20 protein-coding genes are annotated in these 19,548 nt (G+C 42.8%); 16 read left to right on the forward strand and 4 right to left on the reverse strand.

All coding sequences use genetic code 11. The annotated features are described in order from the left end of the window. Positions 1 to 65: 65 nt before the first annotated feature. Complete coding sequence (locus tag AVL57_RS15460; RefSeq protein ID WP_057789835.1) at positions 66 to 749, forward strand: winged helix-turn-helix domain-containing protein; 684 nt, start codon at positions 66 to 68, stop codon at positions 747 to 749. Continuing rightward, positions 743 to 2,194 carry a sensor histidine kinase gene (locus AVL57_RS15465; protein WP_057789833.1) on the forward strand — a complete coding sequence of 484 codons (1,452 nt, stop codon included), beginning with the start codon at positions 743 to 745 and terminating at the stop codon, positions 2,192 to 2,194. The genes AVL57_RS15460 and AVL57_RS15465 overlap by 7 nt, the downstream gene beginning before the upstream one ends. 26 nt (positions 2,195 to 2,220) lie before the next feature. Here AVL57_RS15465 and AVL57_RS15470 read toward each other — a convergent pair whose 3' ends face one another. Beyond that, positions 2,221 to 2,769, reverse strand: coding sequence for a DUF3833 domain-containing protein (locus tag AVL57_RS15470; RefSeq protein ID WP_057789831.1), 549 nt, complete (start codon positions 2,767 to 2,769; stop codon positions 2,221 to 2,223). Between the two features lie 181 nt (positions 2,770 to 2,950). After that, positions 2,951 to 3,502, reverse strand: a complete 552-nt coding sequence (locus AVL57_RS15475) for a chalcone isomerase family protein (protein ID WP_231882114.1) — start codon at positions 3,500 to 3,502, stop codon at positions 2,951 to 2,953. A gap of 178 nt (positions 3,503 to 3,680) precedes the next feature. Here AVL57_RS15475 and AVL57_RS15480 point away from each other — a divergent pair, with 178 nt between their 5' ends. The 4 genes from AVL57_RS15480 to nspC all read left to right on the forward strand — a co-directional run bounded on the left by AVL57_RS15480 (position 3,681) and on the right by nspC (position 7,800). Further along, complete coding sequence (locus AVL57_RS15480; RefSeq protein WP_082604829.1) at positions 3,681 to 4,739, forward strand: 1-aminocyclopropane-1-carboxylate deaminase/D-cysteine desulfhydrase; 1,059 nt, start codon at positions 3,681 to 3,683, stop codon at positions 4,737 to 4,739. A gap of 137 nt (positions 4,740 to 4,876) precedes the next feature. Beyond that, a complete protein-coding gene (locus AVL57_RS15485) occupies positions 4,877 to 5,287 on the forward strand; it encodes a hypothetical protein (RefSeq protein WP_057789825.1) in 411 nt (136 codons plus the stop codon). 150 nt (positions 5,288 to 5,437) lie between these two features. Further along, positions 5,438 to 6,640 (forward strand): saccharopine dehydrogenase family protein, encoded by a 1,203-nt coding sequence (locus AVL57_RS15490; RefSeq protein WP_057789823.1) that lies wholly within the window; start codon positions 5,438 to 5,440, stop codon positions 6,638 to 6,640. A 29-nt stretch (positions 6,641 to 6,669) separates the two neighbouring features. Then, on the forward strand, positions 6,670 to 7,800 hold the full coding sequence (gene nspC / locus AVL57_RS15495) for a carboxynorspermidine decarboxylase (RefSeq protein WP_057789821.1): 1,131 nt from the start codon (positions 6,670 to 6,672) through the stop codon (positions 7,798 to 7,800). A gap of 105 nt (positions 7,801 to 7,905) precedes the next feature. Here the strand turns inward: nspC and AVL57_RS15500 are convergent, their stop codons facing one another. Both AVL57_RS15500 and rsmI read right to left on the reverse strand, forming a co-directional pair. Continuing rightward, positions 7,906 to 8,169 carry a hypothetical protein gene (locus tag AVL57_RS15500; RefSeq protein ID WP_057789818.1) on the reverse strand — a complete coding sequence of 88 codons (264 nt, stop codon included), beginning with the start codon at positions 8,167 to 8,169 and terminating at the stop codon, positions 7,906 to 7,908. Between the two features lie 113 nt (positions 8,170 to 8,282). Next, positions 8,283 to 9,125: a 16S rRNA (cytidine(1402)-2'-O)-methyltransferase gene (gene rsmI / locus AVL57_RS15505; RefSeq protein WP_057795940.1), complete on the reverse strand. Its 843-nt coding sequence runs from the start codon at positions 9,123 to 9,125 to the stop codon at positions 8,283 to 8,285. Positions 9,126 to 9,264: 139 nt separating this feature from the next. On the opposite strand from rsmI, the gene AVL57_RS15510 reads away from it, so the two are divergent. The 10 genes from AVL57_RS15510 (at position 9,265) to AVL57_RS15555 (ending at position 19,499) form a co-directional block, all read left to right on the forward strand. After that, on the forward strand, positions 9,265 to 11,247 hold the full coding sequence (locus AVL57_RS15510) for a penicillin-binding protein activator (protein ID WP_057789816.1): 1,983 nt from the start codon (positions 9,265 to 9,267) through the stop codon (positions 11,245 to 11,247). Positions 11,248 to 11,253: 6 nt separating this feature from the next. Continuing rightward, the gene (locus AVL57_RS15515) at positions 11,254 to 11,595 is read left to right on the forward strand and encodes a YraN family protein (protein WP_041452467.1); all 342 of its coding nucleotides are present in this window, start codon (positions 11,254 to 11,256) and stop codon (positions 11,593 to 11,595) included. A gap of 230 nt (positions 11,596 to 11,825) precedes the next feature. Next, positions 11,826 to 12,422: a phosphoheptose isomerase gene (locus AVL57_RS15520; protein ID WP_013782861.1), complete on the forward strand. Its 597-nt coding sequence runs from the start codon at positions 11,826 to 11,828 to the stop codon at positions 12,420 to 12,422. A 13-nt stretch (positions 12,423 to 12,435) separates the two neighbouring features. After that, positions 12,436 to 13,017: a BON domain-containing protein gene (locus AVL57_RS15525; protein WP_057789814.1), complete on the forward strand. Its 582-nt coding sequence runs from the start codon at positions 12,436 to 12,438 to the stop codon at positions 13,015 to 13,017. Positions 13,018 to 13,060: 43 nt separating this feature from the next. Beyond that, positions 13,061 to 14,416 (forward strand): MFS transporter, encoded by a 1,356-nt coding sequence (locus tag AVL57_RS15530; protein WP_082605028.1) that lies wholly within the window; start codon positions 13,061 to 13,063, stop codon positions 14,414 to 14,416. 164 nt (positions 14,417 to 14,580) lie between these two features. Continuing rightward, the gene (locus AVL57_RS15535) at positions 14,581 to 15,243 is read left to right on the forward strand and encodes a deoxynucleoside kinase (RefSeq protein WP_057789810.1); all 663 of its coding nucleotides are present in this window, start codon (positions 14,581 to 14,583) and stop codon (positions 15,241 to 15,243) included. Then, positions 15,240 to 16,049, forward strand: a complete 810-nt coding sequence (locus AVL57_RS15540) for a hypothetical protein (protein WP_057789808.1) — start codon at positions 15,240 to 15,242, stop codon at positions 16,047 to 16,049. Before AVL57_RS15535 ends, AVL57_RS15540 begins: the two co-directional genes overlap by 4 nt. A gap of 234 nt (positions 16,050 to 16,283) precedes the next feature. Continuing rightward, positions 16,284 to 17,243: a HEPN domain-containing protein gene (locus AVL57_RS15545; protein ID WP_061093594.1), complete on the forward strand. Its 960-nt coding sequence runs from the start codon at positions 16,284 to 16,286 to the stop codon at positions 17,241 to 17,243. A 139-nt stretch (positions 17,244 to 17,382) separates the two neighbouring features. Continuing rightward, the gene (locus AVL57_RS15550) at positions 17,383 to 18,045 is read left to right on the forward strand and encodes a hypothetical protein (RefSeq protein ID WP_057789803.1); all 663 of its coding nucleotides are present in this window, start codon (positions 17,383 to 17,385) and stop codon (positions 18,043 to 18,045) included. A 137-nt stretch (positions 18,046 to 18,182) separates the two neighbouring features. Continuing rightward, positions 18,183 to 19,499: a HEPN domain-containing protein gene (locus AVL57_RS15555; RefSeq protein ID WP_057789801.1), complete on the forward strand. Its 1,317-nt coding sequence runs from the start codon at positions 18,183 to 18,185 to the stop codon at positions 19,497 to 19,499. Positions 19,500 to 19,548: the final 49 nt, after the last annotated feature.

Here is a 19,548-nt window from a genome sequence, read left to right on the forward strand (position 1 = left end):
GCAACACGATAGATTGTATGTATAAACGTTGATATTTAACTCCATTAATTAGAAGTACCAAAATCATGAATGTGCTACTTGTTGAAGATGATCCTAAGGTTGCCGCTCACATTGAAAAAGGATTTATTGGTGAAGGGCACAGCTGCGTTGCAGCGCGTGATGGCGAAAGAGGCTTAGCTGAAGCCTTGTCCGATGATGTAGATGTTATTGTACTAGATGTAATGCTTCCTTTATTAGACGGCTTTACTATCTTGGAACGTTTACGGAATGACAACGTGCTTACCCCAGTCCTACTGCTTAGCGCGAAAAGCCAAGTAGAAGATAAGGTCCGAGGCTTGCGTTCAGGCGCTAACGATTACTTAACTAAACCTTTTGCGTTTGAAGAGCTACTTGCCCGTGTAGAAGGATTAGCGGGAAGAGAACGCGAAAGCGGCGATAAAACACTTATTAAAGTGGGCGATCTCACCCTTGACCTTGTGAACAGAAAGGTACAACGCGGTGACACAGAAATAGACTTACAATCAAAAGAGTTTCAGTTGTTAGAGTGTTTATTGCGCCATCAAGGGAAAGTCGTTACACGTAGCATGTTGTTGGAGCAAGTCTGGAATTATCACTTCGATCCGCAAACGAACGTTATCGATGTGCATATTAGCCGTCTGCGTCAAAAAGTAGACAAAGCATTTAACGTCCCTCTGATTGAAACCGTAAGAGGCACGGGATATAGAATTGCGGATCCTGTTGTGTGTTAGCAATAGGCAACTTCACCCGAAGTTCTAGTTTCCGTGTTGGGGTACTACTTACTTCATTAGCGCTTGTTGCTATTTTATTTATCGTTTACTTCTGGCGTCTTGCCAGTAGTGACGTATTTATTCGTGAGGCAAGCGCTGCTGTTGATGCAGAAACGTATGCGTTTACGCTATTGCATGAACAAACGGGCATTGAAGCCGTAATCAGCAATATTAAGACAAGAACTTTACCAAGTCTTTCGCCAGATTCGAAAGAAATCAACGCCTCACATTCCTTTACGCCATCTCGATTAATTGTGGTACTTCGCGACAGCGAAAACCAGATAGTAGCGGGCAATTATCCACTGTGGCCTGTTGCCATGGGTACAAGTGTTGACTCTGGTACTTCCTTCACCAGCATTATCAACTTACCAGCCTTCACTGGTGGCAAAGGCAGCACTGCGCAAGACAGCACCAGCTATTCGTTTTCTGACTCCACCAACAGCATTCTTTTCGAAGAAGTAAACCTTGCGGGTTATTCTTTGTTTGTTGGCCGGAATATTGATGATTTATACAGTGCACAGTGGTTAGGGAAAACGTTTGGTTGGATAATTATTGCCTTGCTATGTGTTTTGGGTGCCATAAGCTTTGCGGTCGCACTTTACGTGGTTAAACGCATAAACCGCATGGCACAAACTGCTGATTACATTATTCGTACCGGTAATTTGGAAGAACGTTTGGAAATAGACAGCAGCTGGGATGACTTAAGTCGACTAGCAGTTGTGTTCAATCACATGCTCGATACCATTGAAAGTGCGGTAAACAATATAAAGTCGGTAAGCGATAGTATCGCCCACGATTTGCGTACTCCACTGGCTCGCTTACGCAATAATTTAGAACATATTGATGATGAAAAGCTTCGGCACGAAACGACCTACGAAGCCGACAAACTATTAAACATGTTCAATAGTCTTTTACGTATTAGCAAACTAGAAACGGTTCACAAAAAAGAAGGGTTTTGTGAAACTGAGCTTAGCGATATGGTTACGGACGTGGAGGATTTATATCAGCCATTGGCCGAAGACCGAGATATTAAGCTTATTAGCCAACTGTCTAAAATTCAGTTCTACGGCGATCCTAACTTGCTGTTTCAAGCTGTAGCGAATGTGCTAGATAACGCCATAAAATACACCCCTGATGGCGGCACAGTGACGCTTCAACTTACCGCCACATCTTCGCATGTGATTATTAGCGTTAACGATAATGGTAAGGGTGTTGATGAACACGAACTTGATAGTTTAGAACGCCGCTTCTTTCAGGCTGACAAAAGCAGAACCTGTGAAGGAAACGGATTGGGATTATCTCTTGTTTCGGCAATTATTAAACTGCACAAAGGTAAGCTTTGGTTCGTGCACGACCCGCTTATGCAAGGTCACGGGTTGGGTGTTGTTTTCACCTTCCCCCGTTGATGCTTTAATGAAAAGCCAAACCTACACTAATCTTGTTTCTGCATAAAGATAGTCACTTCTGCCATTACCACACCAAACTTTCTAATGTATGATCGGTTCATCATGGCACTATCGTCAAATGCCCAAAACCAGTCATCGAAGGTAACGGCGTAGGTTGTATCATCAACCGGTAAATCCATATTGTAGTGAAAGTTAAATGCGTTACCGTACGATGTGCCTGTTGCAGGACCATCTATGTCACCCGCGTTTCCTACGTAGGTGCCATCGGCCTGTTTAACGATTTTCCACGTACGTTGTTTTGGCCCTTCGCCTACCCCGTAAGTAAATGTCTCATCTAGCGTTAACGTGCCGCCCTCGTTTTTACCCTGGATATCTACCACAAAGCGCTGAACCACTTCGCCGGACCGATTTTGCACTATTCCCCATGCTCGAACGTTGCCCGCAAAAAATTCCTCGATATTGAAGGTGGGTGAAACTTGTTTGTACGTATTGCCATCTACCGATGTCGAACACCCTGCGATGAGGGTAAGACAAGATAGGAGTCCGACTGCGACCGAGCGCTGAATAAATTTCATAATTACCTCAGTTTAAATTTATGTGACTGTACAGTTAGCGTGCAGCCTGTTAGCGGCGTATGCTTTTCATTAAGCATTTTGCTAATAGGTACAATCCACTACGCTGGTTGCTGCACTTTTTGTTGTTAAACTTTCTTAATAAGCTCGAGTCGTTGCTTTTATTACAAAAAGAACAGGAGCATCAATTTTGTAGCAAGGCCTTGCGTAGCTTCGGTTCAGACGTTTTTTCTGATAACCAAATATCGAAAAAAGCCTGAGTGAAATTTTCATCTTCAATTTTGCCAACCAATTCGCCATTGATATAAAACTCACTGGCTCGATTTGTTGTGGCCACGCCGGTTATCACATCACCGTCTTCAACATCGGGAAAAAGCGCCACCATTTTTTCTTCCCACTCGCTTAACTTTGCTTCATCGCTAATACCTTGCTTACGCATTTCATCTACTGAACGTTGTGCTATTTTTTTACCGTCTAGCCCTCGTTGGTAATCTAGCTTTAACGCAAATGGAGCGTTAGACTGCCACTCTCCTTTAGGGGCATAAAGCGTAGCGTCGTATACATCCCAGAAAAGATACGTAAACATGGCATTACCCACTACTTTCGCCTCAGGCACCTGTTTAGTCACATAATCAGGCACGCTTTGCGCCAGCACATTTTTCGATAGAACCAAAAGTGATATTCCTACTGCGAGAGCAAGGTTTAATGAAGCATAACGGCGTTGAAACATGTTCATGTACCTTCTATATAAATCGTTTAAAATCTGAGCCACTGCGTTCATGCCCCAGATACTTCAAATTAAAAAATTGCAGTGAAGAATCAAAAACGACGAGGCCAAAAAGCAATACACTTTTTATTTTACGGTGTGCTCTAGTTATACTGTTGTGATTGCCACATTGATCATTTGACAGCGCATTTTGAATTTAGATAATTTTGCCGACACCCTGTGCTTACCCTCGCCTCTCGAGCCCTTTACGCCAGACTGGGAAGGTGCCGAACATGTATCAATGTTTGTTAAGCGTGACGATAGAATACATCCCGTCATTTCAGGCAATAAATGGCGTAAATTAAAGCACGCGTTTAATCTTACCCCGCCGTACACAGTGGATTTAGATACCGGATCGGGCTCGGGTCTGAGTTCAGTTTTGTACAGCCAGCCCTCCTCCGTAGTCAGTTTTGGCGGAGGTTTTTCCAACCACTTACATGCATTAGGTTATTTGTGTAATCAGCTGAATATTCCTTTTCACGCTATTATTCGCGGCGATTACACAAAACACCCCAGCCCAATGATTCAGGATTTAGTGCAATGGGGCACCCAAATTCATTACGTGAATAAAGTAACCTACCAGCAAAGGGATGACCCTGCCTATTTAACCAGCCTACGCATACAGTTTCCTGATGCGTTGATTATTCCCGAAGGCGGTAGCCAAGTGGCGGCGCTAAAAGGCGTTCAAGAAGTTGTTAACGAAATAGATATCCCTTTCGACCATATTATTGCCCCTGTTGCTAGTGGCGCGACCTTGGCAGGGTTAACGTCTGCCCTGTCCCCCCACCAACACGCTATTGGTATCGGAGTGTTAAAGGGAGAGGGATATTTAGAAGGGCTGGTCGAACAGTTTCTAGCGCCGGAGCTTGCTCTTAATTTTACTCAGGCATCTGCTTTGGCCTCTGACAAAACAAACCAATTCAGCATTAGTCATGATTTTCATTGCGGTGGATACGGAAAAATTCCCCCGTACCTGCAAACATTCTGTGAAAACTTCAATCAAACAATGCCGTTCGAAATTGAAGGGGTTTACTCTGGAAAGGTGTTTTGGGCACTTAAGAACTTGTTAGCAACGTTGGCTTCTACGAATACGTCGACCAATGCATGTGAAAAAAAACCACTCGAAAAAGCAATTGAAAAAGGACAGACACTTATCATTGTTCACACTGGCGGTATTCAGGGTGCCAGAAAAAATAAAAACCCTTGATCTTATAGACCCACACATTCGTTTAACCTAATATCAAGGCTGTGGAGAGTATTTATTTAAAAGCTCAGCCTGGTTGTATCTAGCTTCGCGTTACTCATAGCTACCGCTCAAACGCAATAATCGTTAGGAGATGCACCATGATAAAAGGAACAAGTAGCTTACCACCACCTTTAAACATACTGGTTTCTAGGGCACTTAAATTATGCGAGATGGTACTTTCTACCAGTTCCGTATTCTACCCCTTCGCGGCTATCTATGAAGATGGAAAAGTTGGCTGTTTATTTAGCGAAGAAACCCATTACCGCATCGACGAAAGTCAGCTCATTGAGTGCTTACAGTGGCGAATTATCGACACTACCACAGACTCTGACAGTTACAGCATTCTCGTTTATGCCGCGACGGTTGAAACGCAAAAGCATACACGTTTAGACGCTATCGCCATCAGCGCAGCTTGCCCAAATGATGAGGAACAGCTATTACTCTATCCTTATTATCGAGTGGGTGACAAAATTGTGGTTTCCCCTCCCATCAATACAATGCCAGAATAGGCGTTATCGCGTATAAATTATGCTTATTCGTTTTCCTTGTGTTTACGATGACTATTTTTTGTCGAACCTATGCTGTCTTTGCTTGCCAATTTGGTATCGTCTGCTAGCATTCAGCCCAAAATTCATTAGCTTATTTAGGGATTAATTATTATGTCTCGCGTTTTAATAATTGGTGCTGGTGGCGTTGCCTCAGTAACCGTAAAAAAGTGTGCACGTTTACCACAGCACTTTGACGAAATCTTTCTTGCCAGCCGCACAGTGTCTAAGTGTGAAGCTTTGCAACAAGAAGTAGGTGCAGACCGCGTTAAAGGTGTATTCGCCCTTGATGCTGATAACGCCAAAGAAGTAGAAGCGCTTATTAACGATGTTAAGCCTGACCTAGTAATTAACCTCGCGTTGCCTTATCAAGACTTGCCTATTATGGACGCGTGTTTAGCGACTAACACCGACTACTTAGACACAGCAAACTACGAGCCAAAAGACGAAGCGAAATTCGAATACTCTTGGCAGTGGGCTTACCAGCAGAAATTTAAAGACGCTGGCATTATGGCGTTGTTAGGCAGTGGTTTTGATCCAGGTGTAACCAACGTATACACCGCTTACGCGGCTAAACACTATTTCGACGAAATTCACTACTTGGATATTGTTGATTGTAATGGTGGCGACCACGGACAAGCATTTGCGACCAACTTCAATCCTGAAATCAATATTCGTGAAATTACTCAACGTGGTCGTTTCTGGGAAAATGGCGAGTGGAAAGAAACCGATCCACTGAGCGTACGTGAAGATTTAGATTATCAAAACATTGGTGTACGCGCGTCTTACCTCATGTTCCATGAAGAATTGGAATCTTTAGTGAAGCATTTCCCTACCCTTAAACGTGCTCGATTTTGGATGACCTTTGGTGATGAATACCTAACGCACCTTCGCGTATTAGAAGGCGTAGGCATGACCAGTATTGAACCGGTAGAATTCCAAGGCCAAAAAGTAGTGCCGCTAGAGTTCTTAAAGGCAGTACTGCCCAACCCAGGTTCACTGGCTGAAGGCTATACCGGCATGACCTGTATTGGTACTTACATTACGGGCATGAAAGATGGCAAAGAAAAAACCATCTTCATCTATAACAACTGTGAACATGCTAAGTGTAATGATGAAGTGGGTGCACAAGCGGTATCTTACACCACGGGTGTTCCGGCCATGATTGGCGCAGCACTAATGCTAAACGGCACTTGGAAAGAAAACGGTGTTTGGAACATGGAACAATTTGATCCAGATCCATTCATGGACATGCTAAACGAGCACGGCCTACCTTGGCACGTACTTGAATGTGATAGCAGCCCATTCACCAAGTAATATTATACTGTAACTGGAGCAAATAAAGGTTGGCAGACTTAACGCAACGAACAGATATCCCTTCTCCTTGCTACGTGCTGGAAGAGGAAAAACTCATCCGAAACCTTGAGTTGATGAAGCGTGTACAAGATGAGTCAGGCGTTAGAATTATTCTGGCTTTGAAAGGTTTTTCAATGTGGTCGAGCTTCGACATCATTAAACCTTATTTACATGGCGCAACCGCAAGCTCGGTATGGGAAGCCAAATTAGCCGCTGAAATGGGTAAAGAAGTACATGCCTATTCTCCAGCTTATAAAAAGGCGGATATAGAAGAACTGGCGACGCTGGTGAATCACTTGTCGTTTAATAGTCTGTCACAATGGCAAACTCATAAAGATGCGCTTGCAGGCGTATCTTTAGGTTTGCGCATTAATCCAGAACATCAAGAAGCAGATACCCCGCTTTACGATCCCGCAGCGCCTGGTTCGCGATTAGGGCTTCGTGTCAGCGAATTAGAAGGCGTAGATTTATCTGGCATTGACGGCTTCCATTGTCATAACCTGTGTGAGTGCGACTCGTTTGCTACCGAACGTACGCTTAAAGCAATAGAGGCACGCTTTGGCGATTACCTAGCCCAATTGAAATGGCTAAACTTAGGTGGCGGCCACTTGATGACTAGCGAAGGTTACGATGTAGAACATCTAATCAAAACCCTAAGCGATTTTAAACAACGTTACCCGCATTTAGACGTGATTTTGGAGCCAGGCTCTGCAGTTGCATGGCAGACAGGACCGTTGATTGCTGAAGTGGTGGATGTGGTAAACAACGATGGTGATATTGCCATTTTAGATATTTCAGCCACGGCGCACATGCCAGATGTGCTTGAAATGCCTTATCGCCCGACGATTTTAAATGCATCCTTAGCTGGCGAAAAAGCCTACGACTATCGCTTAGGTGGAAACTCCTGCTTAGCGGGCGATGTTATTGATACTTACTCTTTCGATGCACCACTAAAAGCTGGTGACCGATTGCAGTTTGAAGACATGATGCACTACACCATGGTGAAAACGTCGTTCTTCAACGGCGTTGAACACCCTGCTATTGGTATTTTACGTAAAAATGGTGAGTTCGAAATTGTTCGCCAGTTTACTTACGAAGACTTTAAAGGCCGCTTGTCTTAAACAACAAATAGCGACTTTTGCAAAAAATAAATGCCCGCAGCGTTAAACGCTAGCGGGCATTTTTATTCGTGGCGATTGAACAAAGGGGAGTTGATAAAAACTATTCTATAAGATGCCTGTACCATTAAGGTTTTGGCTTTTATCTACTGTACCTTCCGCGATAACCGTATCATCAAGATAAATGGCAAATGGCGTACCTTCTGGGCCTGTTAAATTGTACCGAAAGCCATGCATTTCATCGGCTAAAGCTAATTTCACCTGAGTTTTAGGATGAATTAAATCGTATTCACCGGAATCGCCGGATTTATCAAAAATATCGACGACCCATTTACCCTCTGGCATCTCAATTCTTAAGAGTTGCTGACTCATAACTATCCTCCAACCTTACACTTAACGTTATAAGCAATAGTACAAAATGCACTAAGCCTATTTCGTGTTAACTATATTGTTTAGATAGGTACCCTCAACATATGGGTCTGAGATCAATCAGTTTCTTTTGCTTCCAGCCCAGCTTGGTACAAGGCATTCTTTTTTAAGTCATAGTGATCGGCCACAACGGCTGCCGCTTTTTTCAATGGCATGTGATCACATAACGTGGTTAAAAGAGACATGGCTTCGGCCGATATTTCAGATAAATTCACTTGGGCTGGCGACACCATCACTACAAACTCACCTTTTTGGTGGGCTGCTTCAGCCTCCAAATAATCAATAACATCACTTGGGGTGCCACTCACGTAAGTTTCAAAGGTTTTGCTAAGTTCTTTGGCCACTACAATATGCCTGTCTCCTAGCACGCGGTCGATGTCTTTCACCGTGGCTAAAATTCGACGGGGAGCTTCGTAAAATACGCTTGTGCAAGTGCGTTCTTTTAATTCAGCAAGTTGGTTGTCTTTGGCTTGAGTTTTTACTGGTAGAAAACCTTCAAAAATGAACCGGTCTGTTGGCAGCCCTGAAGCACTTAACGCGGTAATAGCGGCACATGGGCCTGGCAGTGCAGTAACCGGAATACCTTCTTCACGACAGCGCCTAACAAATACGAAACCTGGATCGCTAATTAATGGTGTACCCGCATCACTGATTAACGCTACCGATTCGCCGTCTTTTAAGCGCTGTACCAACATCGCCGTACGTTTATCTTCATTGTGATCATGCAGCGATAAGGTACGGGTTGAAATACTGAAGTGCTGTAACAACCGCGAGCTGTGTCGTGTATCTTCCGCAGCAATCCAATTAACCTGTTTTAATACCTCGATAGCTCTGGCGCTAATATCATCAAGGTTGCCGATAGGTGTAGGAACAATATACAAGGTGGCGAAATTGGTCATATAAACAATAAAAATAACGAATAATAAAGAAAGTGTACCACGCCATTGGGCTAGTTTACGCCGGCAAACGTAGATTTTCATCGTGGTTAGGATAAACTTGCTGCTACTTGCCGTTAAACGAAGTGAAAGGAAACAGACTGTGGGTCACATTGGACATTTTACAAAGCGCATTACCTTTGCAATGGCGACAGCCACCAGCGTGCTGTATTTAGCGGGCTGCGGAAGCACACCTGAACCCACCTCGGCACCTAAAATTATCAACACTGAACCAGTAGCAGCGCCAGTAGAGCAGCACATTACGCCTGAACACAAGCTGGTAGAAGCCAAAAAAGTATGGCTTCAAACCCGAGATAAAGTGAAACGAGATACCTTACTGCTAGATGCAGTGAGCCTTTATCTCGCGCAAGGCGATACCATTTTAGCGCAGCAAATCTTGTTTGAAATGAAACAAGACGGTGTAGCTACCTCGCTACAAGATAGCTACGCCATACATGTTGCGATGGCGTATCAAAACGACCCATCTTCGTCACCAGCACAACTTACAGCAATGTTAGAAGACGTTAACACTAGCCCTGCCCTTATTGCCAAACTGGCAGCCCTTCAAGCAGACCTTTATGCCAAACAAGGGTTGTGGGCTAAAGCGGCAAATAGCGTTTTGTCTACCGAGCTAGAAGATGAGAAAAAAGTGGCGCAGGTGTGGACATTTCTGAATCAAATACCAGCCGATGAACTCAAGCAAAGTGAAAACCAATACCCTAAGTTGCAGCCTTTCTTTGCCCTTCGTCAATTAACCATTGAAAGTGCACGAAACCCACAACAGTTGAACCAGTCAATTGCGCAGTACCAGCAGGTTTATGCAGGCCATATGTTGGCGCAGCATTTACCTAAAGAGGTTGCCTTAGCTCAAGAGCTCACCGCCCCTCAAATTCGCGAACTCGTCGTGCTACTGCCATTAAGCGGAAGATTGGCGGCTACTGGTGAAGCAGTGAAGGATGGCATTATGGCGGGCTATTACCAACAGCTTCAACGAAGCAGCAACCCAAATAGCTTGCCTGCCATTCGGTTTGTAGATACCACCAATGCCGATACACAAACCATGGTCGCCGCCATTGGCGATGCTAAATTTATAGTGGGTCCGCTACTAAAAGAAACCGTTGAGCAATTAATACCAGCGTTACCCCCTGGCGTGAACATGCTAGCGTTAAACCGCCCAGACGAAATGCCGACAATTTCAGAGAGCTCAGCCTCAGTAAACTCTGCGCCTTCAAACTCAAAGCCTTTAATCCCAGAAGCCGTTAACGCTGAATCTGAAATGCCTTCCAGCGCAGCACCGGCCGTTAATTATTTCGCACTTGCGCCGGAAGATGAAGCGAACCAACTTGCAGAGTTTATCTATAGCAAAGGCTTTAGAGCCCCTATCGTTATTGCGGCACAAAGTAACTTGTACCAGCGTATGAACGATGCCTTTAAATCCCGTTGGAACACCTTGCACGAACAAGAAGCCCAAGCCCGAAAGGCCAATATTACCTCAGTAACGTTCAACGATAGTGAATCGTTACGAGAAGGTATTACCCAAGCTTTAGATGTAGCGCAAAGTAATCAGCGCATTAACCAAATTGAATACATGACGAACGAAGAAGTGTACAACATGCCTCGTAGCAGACGAGACATCGATGCGATTGTCGCGTTCGCGTCGCCGCAAGATACCGAACTTTTGAACCCCATTATTGAAGCTAGCTTAAACCCATACGATGGAAAACAAGTGCCTGTTTATGCGACCTCTCGCTCAATGGATTACAACAGCGGCAAGAACCAATGGCGTGATTTACAAAACGTACGCTTTATCGACATGCCATGGATGATGCCAGATCATAAGTGGCAGCAACTTGCTCAAGAAACGAAGCAAACCTGGCCCGATCGCAGCACGTTGCAAAATAGACTATTCGCCTTTGGTGTAGATGCATACGAATTGCTTCCCCAATTAGGAATGCTAAATACCTTGTCTTACATCACATTTGACGGGTTAACCGGCACTCTTACACTGAACAAAAACAGCGAAGTAGAACGAAACTTACCTCAAGCCGTTATACGTAACGAGCGTGTGCAAATGCTAATGGAGTAAATAACATTGTCCGTATTGCAAGGGAATGCAGCAGAAAACAAGGCCGTTGATTACTTAGAGGAACAAGGGCTTACATTACGTTGTCGTAACTACCGAACTAAACGTGGTGAACTTGATATCGTTATGCAAGATGGTGACACCATTGTTTGCGTAGAAGTGAAGTTTCGCAAACAATCTCAGTATGGTCACGCTGCCGAATTTGTCACAATGAAGAAACTTCAACGAATTCAGGCTGCGTTTGCGTTCTATTTGTTAGATAATAAGCTTAATCCCGCGTCTACCCCATTACGCATAGACGTTATCGCCATTGACGGAAGCGACCTTCAGTGGCTTAAAAATATTGGATAAACCGCGCGTAGCTGTTAGGTATGCTGGTGAATAGGTGTAGGTAGTACTTAGGCTGTAGTAAACCCTCCGCCGCATGGATGCGGCGGCGGAGCTCCCATAGATGGGTTCACAGCGTGTTTACGGAAGCCTAAGTACTGAACTGCGCCAAATTCTCAAGCCCTACCTCCTACAGCGTGATGTGCACTCATTATTGAGATTGCTTGATATCCTGAAATGCAGAGAAAAGAAGTATGATTGAACAAATTAAAGCGAACTTTACTGAAAGTATTCAAACCAAAATTGCTGCATCTGAAATTTTGCCTGAATCAATTGAAAAAGCAGCCATGATGATGGTTGAAGCGTTAATTCGCGGCAATAAGATTTTAAGCTGTGGTAATGGTGGTTCAGCAGGTGATGCACAGCATTTTTCTTCTGAAATGCTTAATCGCTATGAGCGCGACCGCCCTAGCCTTCCTGCTATTGCGTTAAGTACTGATACTTCTACTATTACCTCAATTGCCAACGATTATAGCTACGACGAAATTTTTGCTAAGCAAGTGCGTGCTTTAGGTCAGTCTGGCGATATTTTGTTTGCTATATCAACCAGTGGTAACTCACGCAATGTAATAGCCGCCATGGAAGCTGCTTTATCACGCGATATGACCATTGTGGCCCTTACCGGAAAAGACGGCGGTGAAATGGCAGGTTTCTTAAGCGAGCACGATGTTGAAGTGCGTGTGCCTTCTAACCGCACTGCCCGTATTCAGGAAGTTCACTTGTTGGTTATTCACAACTTATGTGAATGCATTGATGACAGCTTATTCCCAGCCGACCTTGGAGACGAATAACGTTTACCCATTTATGAAACGAGTTAAAACGTTAAGTATTACCCTTGTATCACTACTTTTTGTAATGCAATTACAGGGCTGCGTAGTGGCGGTTGGTGCTGCGGGTGCCATGGCAGCAAAAGTGGCGAACGACAGACGCACCGTTGGGACTCAACTTGATGACCAAAACGCAGGTCGCTCTGTAGCTTATCAGTGGTCCAAAAGTGAAGCGCTTAAAGAGCAAACCAACCTACAAGTAGATATGTATAACGGCATTGCTTTGCTTACTGGCCAAGCCCCCACGCAAGCGTTAATTGATGAAGCGGTTAGACGGGCTCAAGAAGTCGATTACCTTAAGAAAATACACAATCAAATTCGCATTGGCGAGCCTATTGGCGCGGGCACCCAAGCCAACGATATTTGGCTTGCATCAAAAGTCCGCACCAAGATAGTGGCCGATGAACGCGTGCCTGCATTGCAGGTTAGCGTGGTAGTGCAAGACTCTGAAGTGTTCTTAATGGGCCGATTAACCAATGCAGAAGCTAATGCTGCTGTAGATATCGCAAGGAACATAACGGGCGTAGCCCGCGTAGTGCGCGCATTTGAGATCATTTAGTCGCGATACCGCAACGGCCCTACTGGTTGCTGGGGCCTTGTTTATGGAAATTCTGGATGCCACGGTGATCACCACCGCGCTTCCCGTTATTGCTGCTGATTTTGGCGTGCCAGCAACCCAGCTTTCTATTGGCGTTTCTGCCTACCTTGTTGCAGTTACCTTTTTTATTCCGCTAAGTGGTTATGTTGCCGACAAATTTGGTGCCCGTAACGTTTTTATGGCTGCCATTGTTATTTTTGTGGTGGCATCAATACTGTGTGGCATTAGCACTAACCTAACCAGCTTTACCTTATCTCGTATTATGCAGGGCATTGGCGGAGCCCTGATGGTGCCCGTAGGCCGATTAGTGGTGCTGCGAGACTTACCCAAAGAAAAGCTGGTAAAAACCGTGGCCATTATTACGTGGCCCGCATTAAGTGCGCCTATTCTTGGCCCTGTATTAGGGGGGTGGATTGCCACCCACTTAAGCTGGCAATGGATATTCTTTATGAATGTGCCATTAGGTATATTCGCGCTTATTGCTTCCGCTTATTTGCTTGAGAACTTCACCGCCAATGTAGGTAAGTTTGATGTGGTAGGTTTTCTGCTAACCGGCATTGGCTTTGCCTCTTTTATGGCCGGTATAGAGCTATTTGCTGGGCACAACACCTCTACCCTATTGGGCGCTGTGATGACCGTGTTTGGGCTTTTACTATTGTTAACTGCAGTATTTCATATTCGCCGTGCTGATAAACCTTTGTTTTCTTTTGAAGCTATGCAGTTTCGTACCTTTCGACTGTCGATGTACGGCGGCTCGGTGGTACGTATTGCCCTAGGCAGTGCGCCGTTTTTGGTGCCGCTTATGCTGCAATTAGGTATGGGTTACTCGCCGGTAGAAGCGGGCACATTATTACTATGGCTATTTGTAGGCAATATTGCCATTAAGCCAGCTACCACATGGATAATGAACACCTTTGGTTTTAAGCGAGTGCTTATTGCAAATGGCATTATGATTTCGCTGGGCTTTGTGGCGTTATCGTTAATAACCCAACAAAGCTCATCGTTTATTATTGCTGTAATTTTGTTTGTTAGCGGTGTGAATAGGTCGATGCACTTAACCTTGTTAAACACCATCGCCTTTGCAGATGTGCCGAAAGATAAAATGCGCGATGCGAATACACTGGGTGCTATTTTGATGCAAATGAACCGTGGCATGGGGATAACCATTTCTGCGCTTATGCTGGCCGTTGCTTCATTAATGGTAGGAAATTCAAGCAGTGATCCTTCGCTTATCAACTTTAAAATTGCCATGGCCATGATGGCGGTAGTGGCGCTGCTTAGTATTACCGACAGCCTAATGCTATCGAAAACCGATGGCGACTCGGTTTTAAAAAAGCGGCTTAAAAAGCAGGTAAGCTAAGGCAAGGCAGGCCGCTGTGTACGTAAACCGGACGGCCAATATTCATTCCTATACAAACACTGGTAAATGGTTTTTTAGGGGTAACGGATGTTACTATGAATTCTCAGTAATAAGCTTTTATGTCAGCTCAAATTCATCACGTTAAATTAGATTTAAGAGATAGAATGGAAAATAAAACCAGAATTTGCATTTCAGGAATGATCGCCGTTGGAAAATCAACACTAGCACGCGCTTTAGCTAAAGATTTCGATATGGAGCTTATATCTGAGGCAAAACTTGGAATATCGTATTTGGAAAGGCTGTTTGATGATCCAGCCCGCTGGAGTTATGAAGCTCAAGCAGCATTCTTGATTGGAAAGGCAAATGCTATAAGAAAAATAGAAAAGAAGCATAAGTCGTATGTTTTAGACCGGTCTATTTGTGAAGACGCGAGTATATTTTTTGAGTACTTCAAAGAGGTATATCAACTAGATGACCTGACATGTTTGAACTACCAATATTTGTACGATCTTATCGATGACTGTACACCCAAAGAAGACATTAGCATCATTTGTACAATCGATTATGAAAGCGTAGTCAATAGGATTATTTCACGAGATAAATTTAATGCCTATGTGGAAGGTTACGTAAATTCTGTTTATGACCGATATACAAAGTTCATCGAGGAGAAGCGCGGCAATCAAAATACATACATTTGTGACAGTAACATTTTTGATTGGACCGACGACAAAGTTTGCAAGTTGATAATAGATGATGTTCAAAGATTGATAGATCGCGACGCCTCAAATTCGGATATAAACCTAAATGTCTTGAGGGCTCATATATGAATCAATCCACAAGAAAGAATATAATATTTTTTATTGGCGTATTTATGGCTCTAGCGAGTGCTGGTGTCGAGTTATGGCTATTTGTTGTCTTAGTTAACGAGGGTAGCTTTGAAGCTCTAAAGCTCACGGTAGCCGCCGCAAACGGTCTTTTGGTTTTTGGCTCAATTAAAATGATTCTCAAGTCATGGGGTTCTATGTTTATTGAAGAATCGAACCCTGTTGCTCTAGGGAGCCTCTCTAGTTGTTACTCAAGTAGGTTTCAGGTGGTTAGTCAGACAGATCTTAATAGCCGCCATATAGTTCCGCCATTAAACCGTCAATTGATTACCCAGTATCTTGTTCTTCTTGAAGGGTTGTTGCAGACGAATCTGGGACGTCATCATTACGAGTTATCGCTTTTTTGTGGTTCTGAAGCTCCAGAAATAATCGCGTACTTCGATTCTAATAGAAATATGACCCCAAGAAGTCATTCCAAACGTGCCGAAAATTCACAGTACTATATAGAGAACAACTATGAAGTAGTGGAAATTCTTAAAAATCCCAGTACGGAGACGCAGTTCATTGAAAATACGTTAGTTGATTCAGAGGACTATTCATTTACATCAGAAGAGCAGAAGGGAAAAGTTCGGTCAACACTTCTCCATTGCATAGATGTAAGGATACCTGCGGCTATTGTGATTACATGTAATAAAGAAAAAATTCTTGGGCCGGGTAGCGATTTTAAAGAAGCCTTTCTGTCTGTTTATTTTGGAATAGCAACCGACCTATATCTCGGCTTGCTAATGGGAGCTACCGAACAAAAATGACATAACAATACTTGCCAGTGGACCAGTTTGCTTCGTGGCTTTTTTATGCTGATCGCTACGCTAGTACAAAACGCAGTTCCACCGACTGTAGCTGCACTTGGCGTTGAATGTCTGCTGTTTGTCTATTGATGGCAGTCTTTGCTAGCAAAAGGAATGCTGTATACGTATAACTGACGAACATCACCGCTTTGGTGGCAGCTAAGTAAGGCGATAATTAGAAAAGGGAAATTCTGAGTGTCAAATGAATTAAGGGATTACATTTATACATTAATGCCCAATATCGATGCGTTGCTAGCGGAAAAGGGAATTCCCATACCTAAACGGTTTCTAGTCGCCGGGAGGTTCTTTGTTGATCATTTCGTTAAGAATTCGTCTTTTGAGTCGAAAGAACAACTACTTGAAAGTAAAGTGTATCGCGAATCCATTCTTCCTATATTCAACGAGTGGTTTTATGAAAAATATAGAGATCTGACAAAGGCAAACGTAAAAAGCTTTTACCTAGGTGTGACCTTCGTCCACGGTCAACCCATAGAGCTAAGAATACCTGCAACTACATCGGAGGTCGTGGAGGAAGGGAAATTATCAAAGTTGATGTTTCCAGATCACATGCAAAAAAGTGAAAAAATAGAGGATATAATTCAACCTACTATCAATTTTGAGCACATGACAGAGAAAGATAAGTTTGACCTCAAAAAGCAAATCGCTGAAATCGTCGCCTATTCAAGATCAATAAATATTGACCTCAATACATCTTGTGAACTTGACCAACTGGCGCGAAATATGTCAATGGGTGTGTGGGGGCATTTTGAAAAAGGTGTAACTGATTTACTTTCAAACAATGCTGCATCATCAGCCGTGGCTTGCTGGGAATTCCACTTAGCAATAGAGAAAGCCCTAAAAGTGTTAATCCATTCTAAAACCGGTCAAGGCATACACGGTCACAGCCTGGAAAAGCTTGTTTTGCGGCTTAACCAGTATGGATGCGAGTTGAATTCATCAGAGTTAATGAAACTTCCAAACGATAAGGAAGCTATTAAATTGAGATATGCGGAAATGATTAGTAAACCCATAGATGCATTCAAATACTATCTAGTTGCACTTTATTTTGTTGCTGATGTGTGCACGAAGCTCGAACATAAGCACGGCTTTAAAAATTCTTCGTTTACCTTAAAGATGGCACCATGGGCAAGATAATTTCGACAAATTGATGGCTGACCGAAACGTTGAACATCTGCTGTATGTCTATTGATGCCAGTGAAAACTCACTGTTGTTCTGCTCGGTTCGTGAAGCGGACCTTATTTAAAAGTTATACCTAAATAGGGAGGTGCAAACATGGATGTGGTTTATGAGATAATTTCTGCAAACCCACAATTTTTTACTTGGATTTTTGGATTGATAAATGTCCTATGGGGCGTGTTTATCTATTTCAACAAAAAACGGCATCAAAATGAGCTTGTAAAGCTTAAGTCATCTCTTAATCTTGATTTAGAAAGAAGGAAAAAAGTTTTTGAGATGAAAACGGCTCAGTATGAGGATTACTTTAAAAACATGGACGCAATCCATAATCGTCATCAGAGTGATTATCAGAAAATACTTGTTCCTATAATCAATGAGTTTAATGCTTCCTACCAGAGAGCATGTGCTATTGGGGACGAACAAAATGCAGCTGAAGCATCAATTAATTTTCAAGAAAAAATAAGCAAAATCACATTTGATGGGTTTGAAGAGCTTCAAGTAATACGTTCTCAAACGAACACGTTGCGATTAACAGCAAGTGATGAAGTAGCTAACTTGTTAGATGAACTTCAAGATCTTTATGAGAGTTTGTTTGAGATATCGTCAAAAATGGTTAAAGACCTTGTGCAAGTAATTCTTCAAGGAAACACTGCTCTCGCTGATGAAAATCAGAAACGGCTAAACGCAGTGGGAGAAGCAACGAAGAAAAAAGCAAATTTACTCAGGGAGCAGATGAGGCAAGACTTAACGACCATTTAGATATAACAATCAAATCAAGTCGCTCGCAAGCTCGCTGGGACAGTAACACATGGGCACTGGCGCTTCGCTCTGATTTTAACCCATGTATTATTGCCCCTTATTTGGGTGTTATTATGCTTCCATTCTAAGGTCGTTACATGTCATTAAATATTCATGAAAAATGCAAAGAAAGATTAGTGCAAGTCATTGCTGACAGTTTAGAGAAAATCGACGTTAAAAATAAGATGTTTGTTGAGCGAATGTCTTGTGTTGACTTAGTTAGCGCAGATTCTATTTTACCAACTTCGGGAAGAATTAAATCAACATTACAAAGCGCTATAGGTGAGCTTCCTGTCTTTGAGTTTATTTATGCCACTTTGTCTAGAGAGTTAACTGAAAAATTTGGATATGATTCAGACATTCCTTTATCAAAACTAACAGAAATTGATGGTTATCAAGATACTGCCGACGTTGCTAGGCGATTGGTTGATGAATTTGACAGCCTACCTTGGCAGTATATTTTCAGTATTGAATTGAATAGTGATATTGCGAAGCTATTCCAAGAAGGCTTAGATAACTTTGATATATCTGAAAGTATAGCTATCCGAAAGTCTGACGACGACTTTTCATTAATTTATCCTCCGAAGTCGGGAATTGAAAAAAGGGATCAGTCAATTTCAGGAAGTGGCTTAGGTTTGTTTTCGTTATTCACTGAGAATACATGGAATTCCAAAGGCGCATTTCTCCAAATAAAAAGTGAAGGTTTTGTTGGTCAATATGGCCCTGATGAAACTCATACCCAAGTGATTGAAAAATTAAAATCGTTTTGCGGGTTAGGTATCGCACTTAGACTTTTTAAAATTAATGCTAAATATCGTTCAACTCCAACAAAAGCAAAATTTTTCATTCATAAACTAGAAAATGAAAACTGGGTAGTGCAAGGAAAGCATGAGTTAGATTATGATATTTCGGACACCTTTCACGATCTTGTAATCCATGATTTTGATGGCGTCCTTGATACTCAAGATAAACAAGCTTCATGGGTAAATCGTAAACTTAGTGATATGAACACTGTTTTTTCATGCGAAGATAAAGCTAAAACACAGAAATTGCTATTGGCCTGCCAGTGGTTATTTGAAAGCTTTAGTGGTAAAAATGAGTTGCTTTCCTTTGTTCAAACTACTGTAGTAATTGAAATTCTATTAGGTGACAAGGCGTCATCTGAACAAGTTGGTCTAGGCACATTATTAAGAAACCGTTGTGCGTACTTAATAGGTACAAGCCAAAGTCAACGGAACGAAATATTAGATGACTTTCAAAAAATTTATGATGTTAGATCTAAAATTGTTCATGGCGGTAAAAGTAGACTAAATTACGTCGAACGAGGCCTTATGGATAAACTACAATGGATGTGCCGCAGAGTAATTCAAGAAGAAGTAAAATTGCTTTGTAAAGATGAGCAAAAAGAAGCATAACAAATCAATCCAGCAGGACAAAAAACAGTTGCTTTTGCTCCTGCGTCGC

Origin of the sequence: Alteromonas stellipolaris, assembly GCF_001562115.1 — a bacterium.
GTDB lineage: Bacteria > Pseudomonadota > Gammaproteobacteria > Enterobacterales > Alteromonadaceae > Alteromonas > Alteromonas stellipolaris.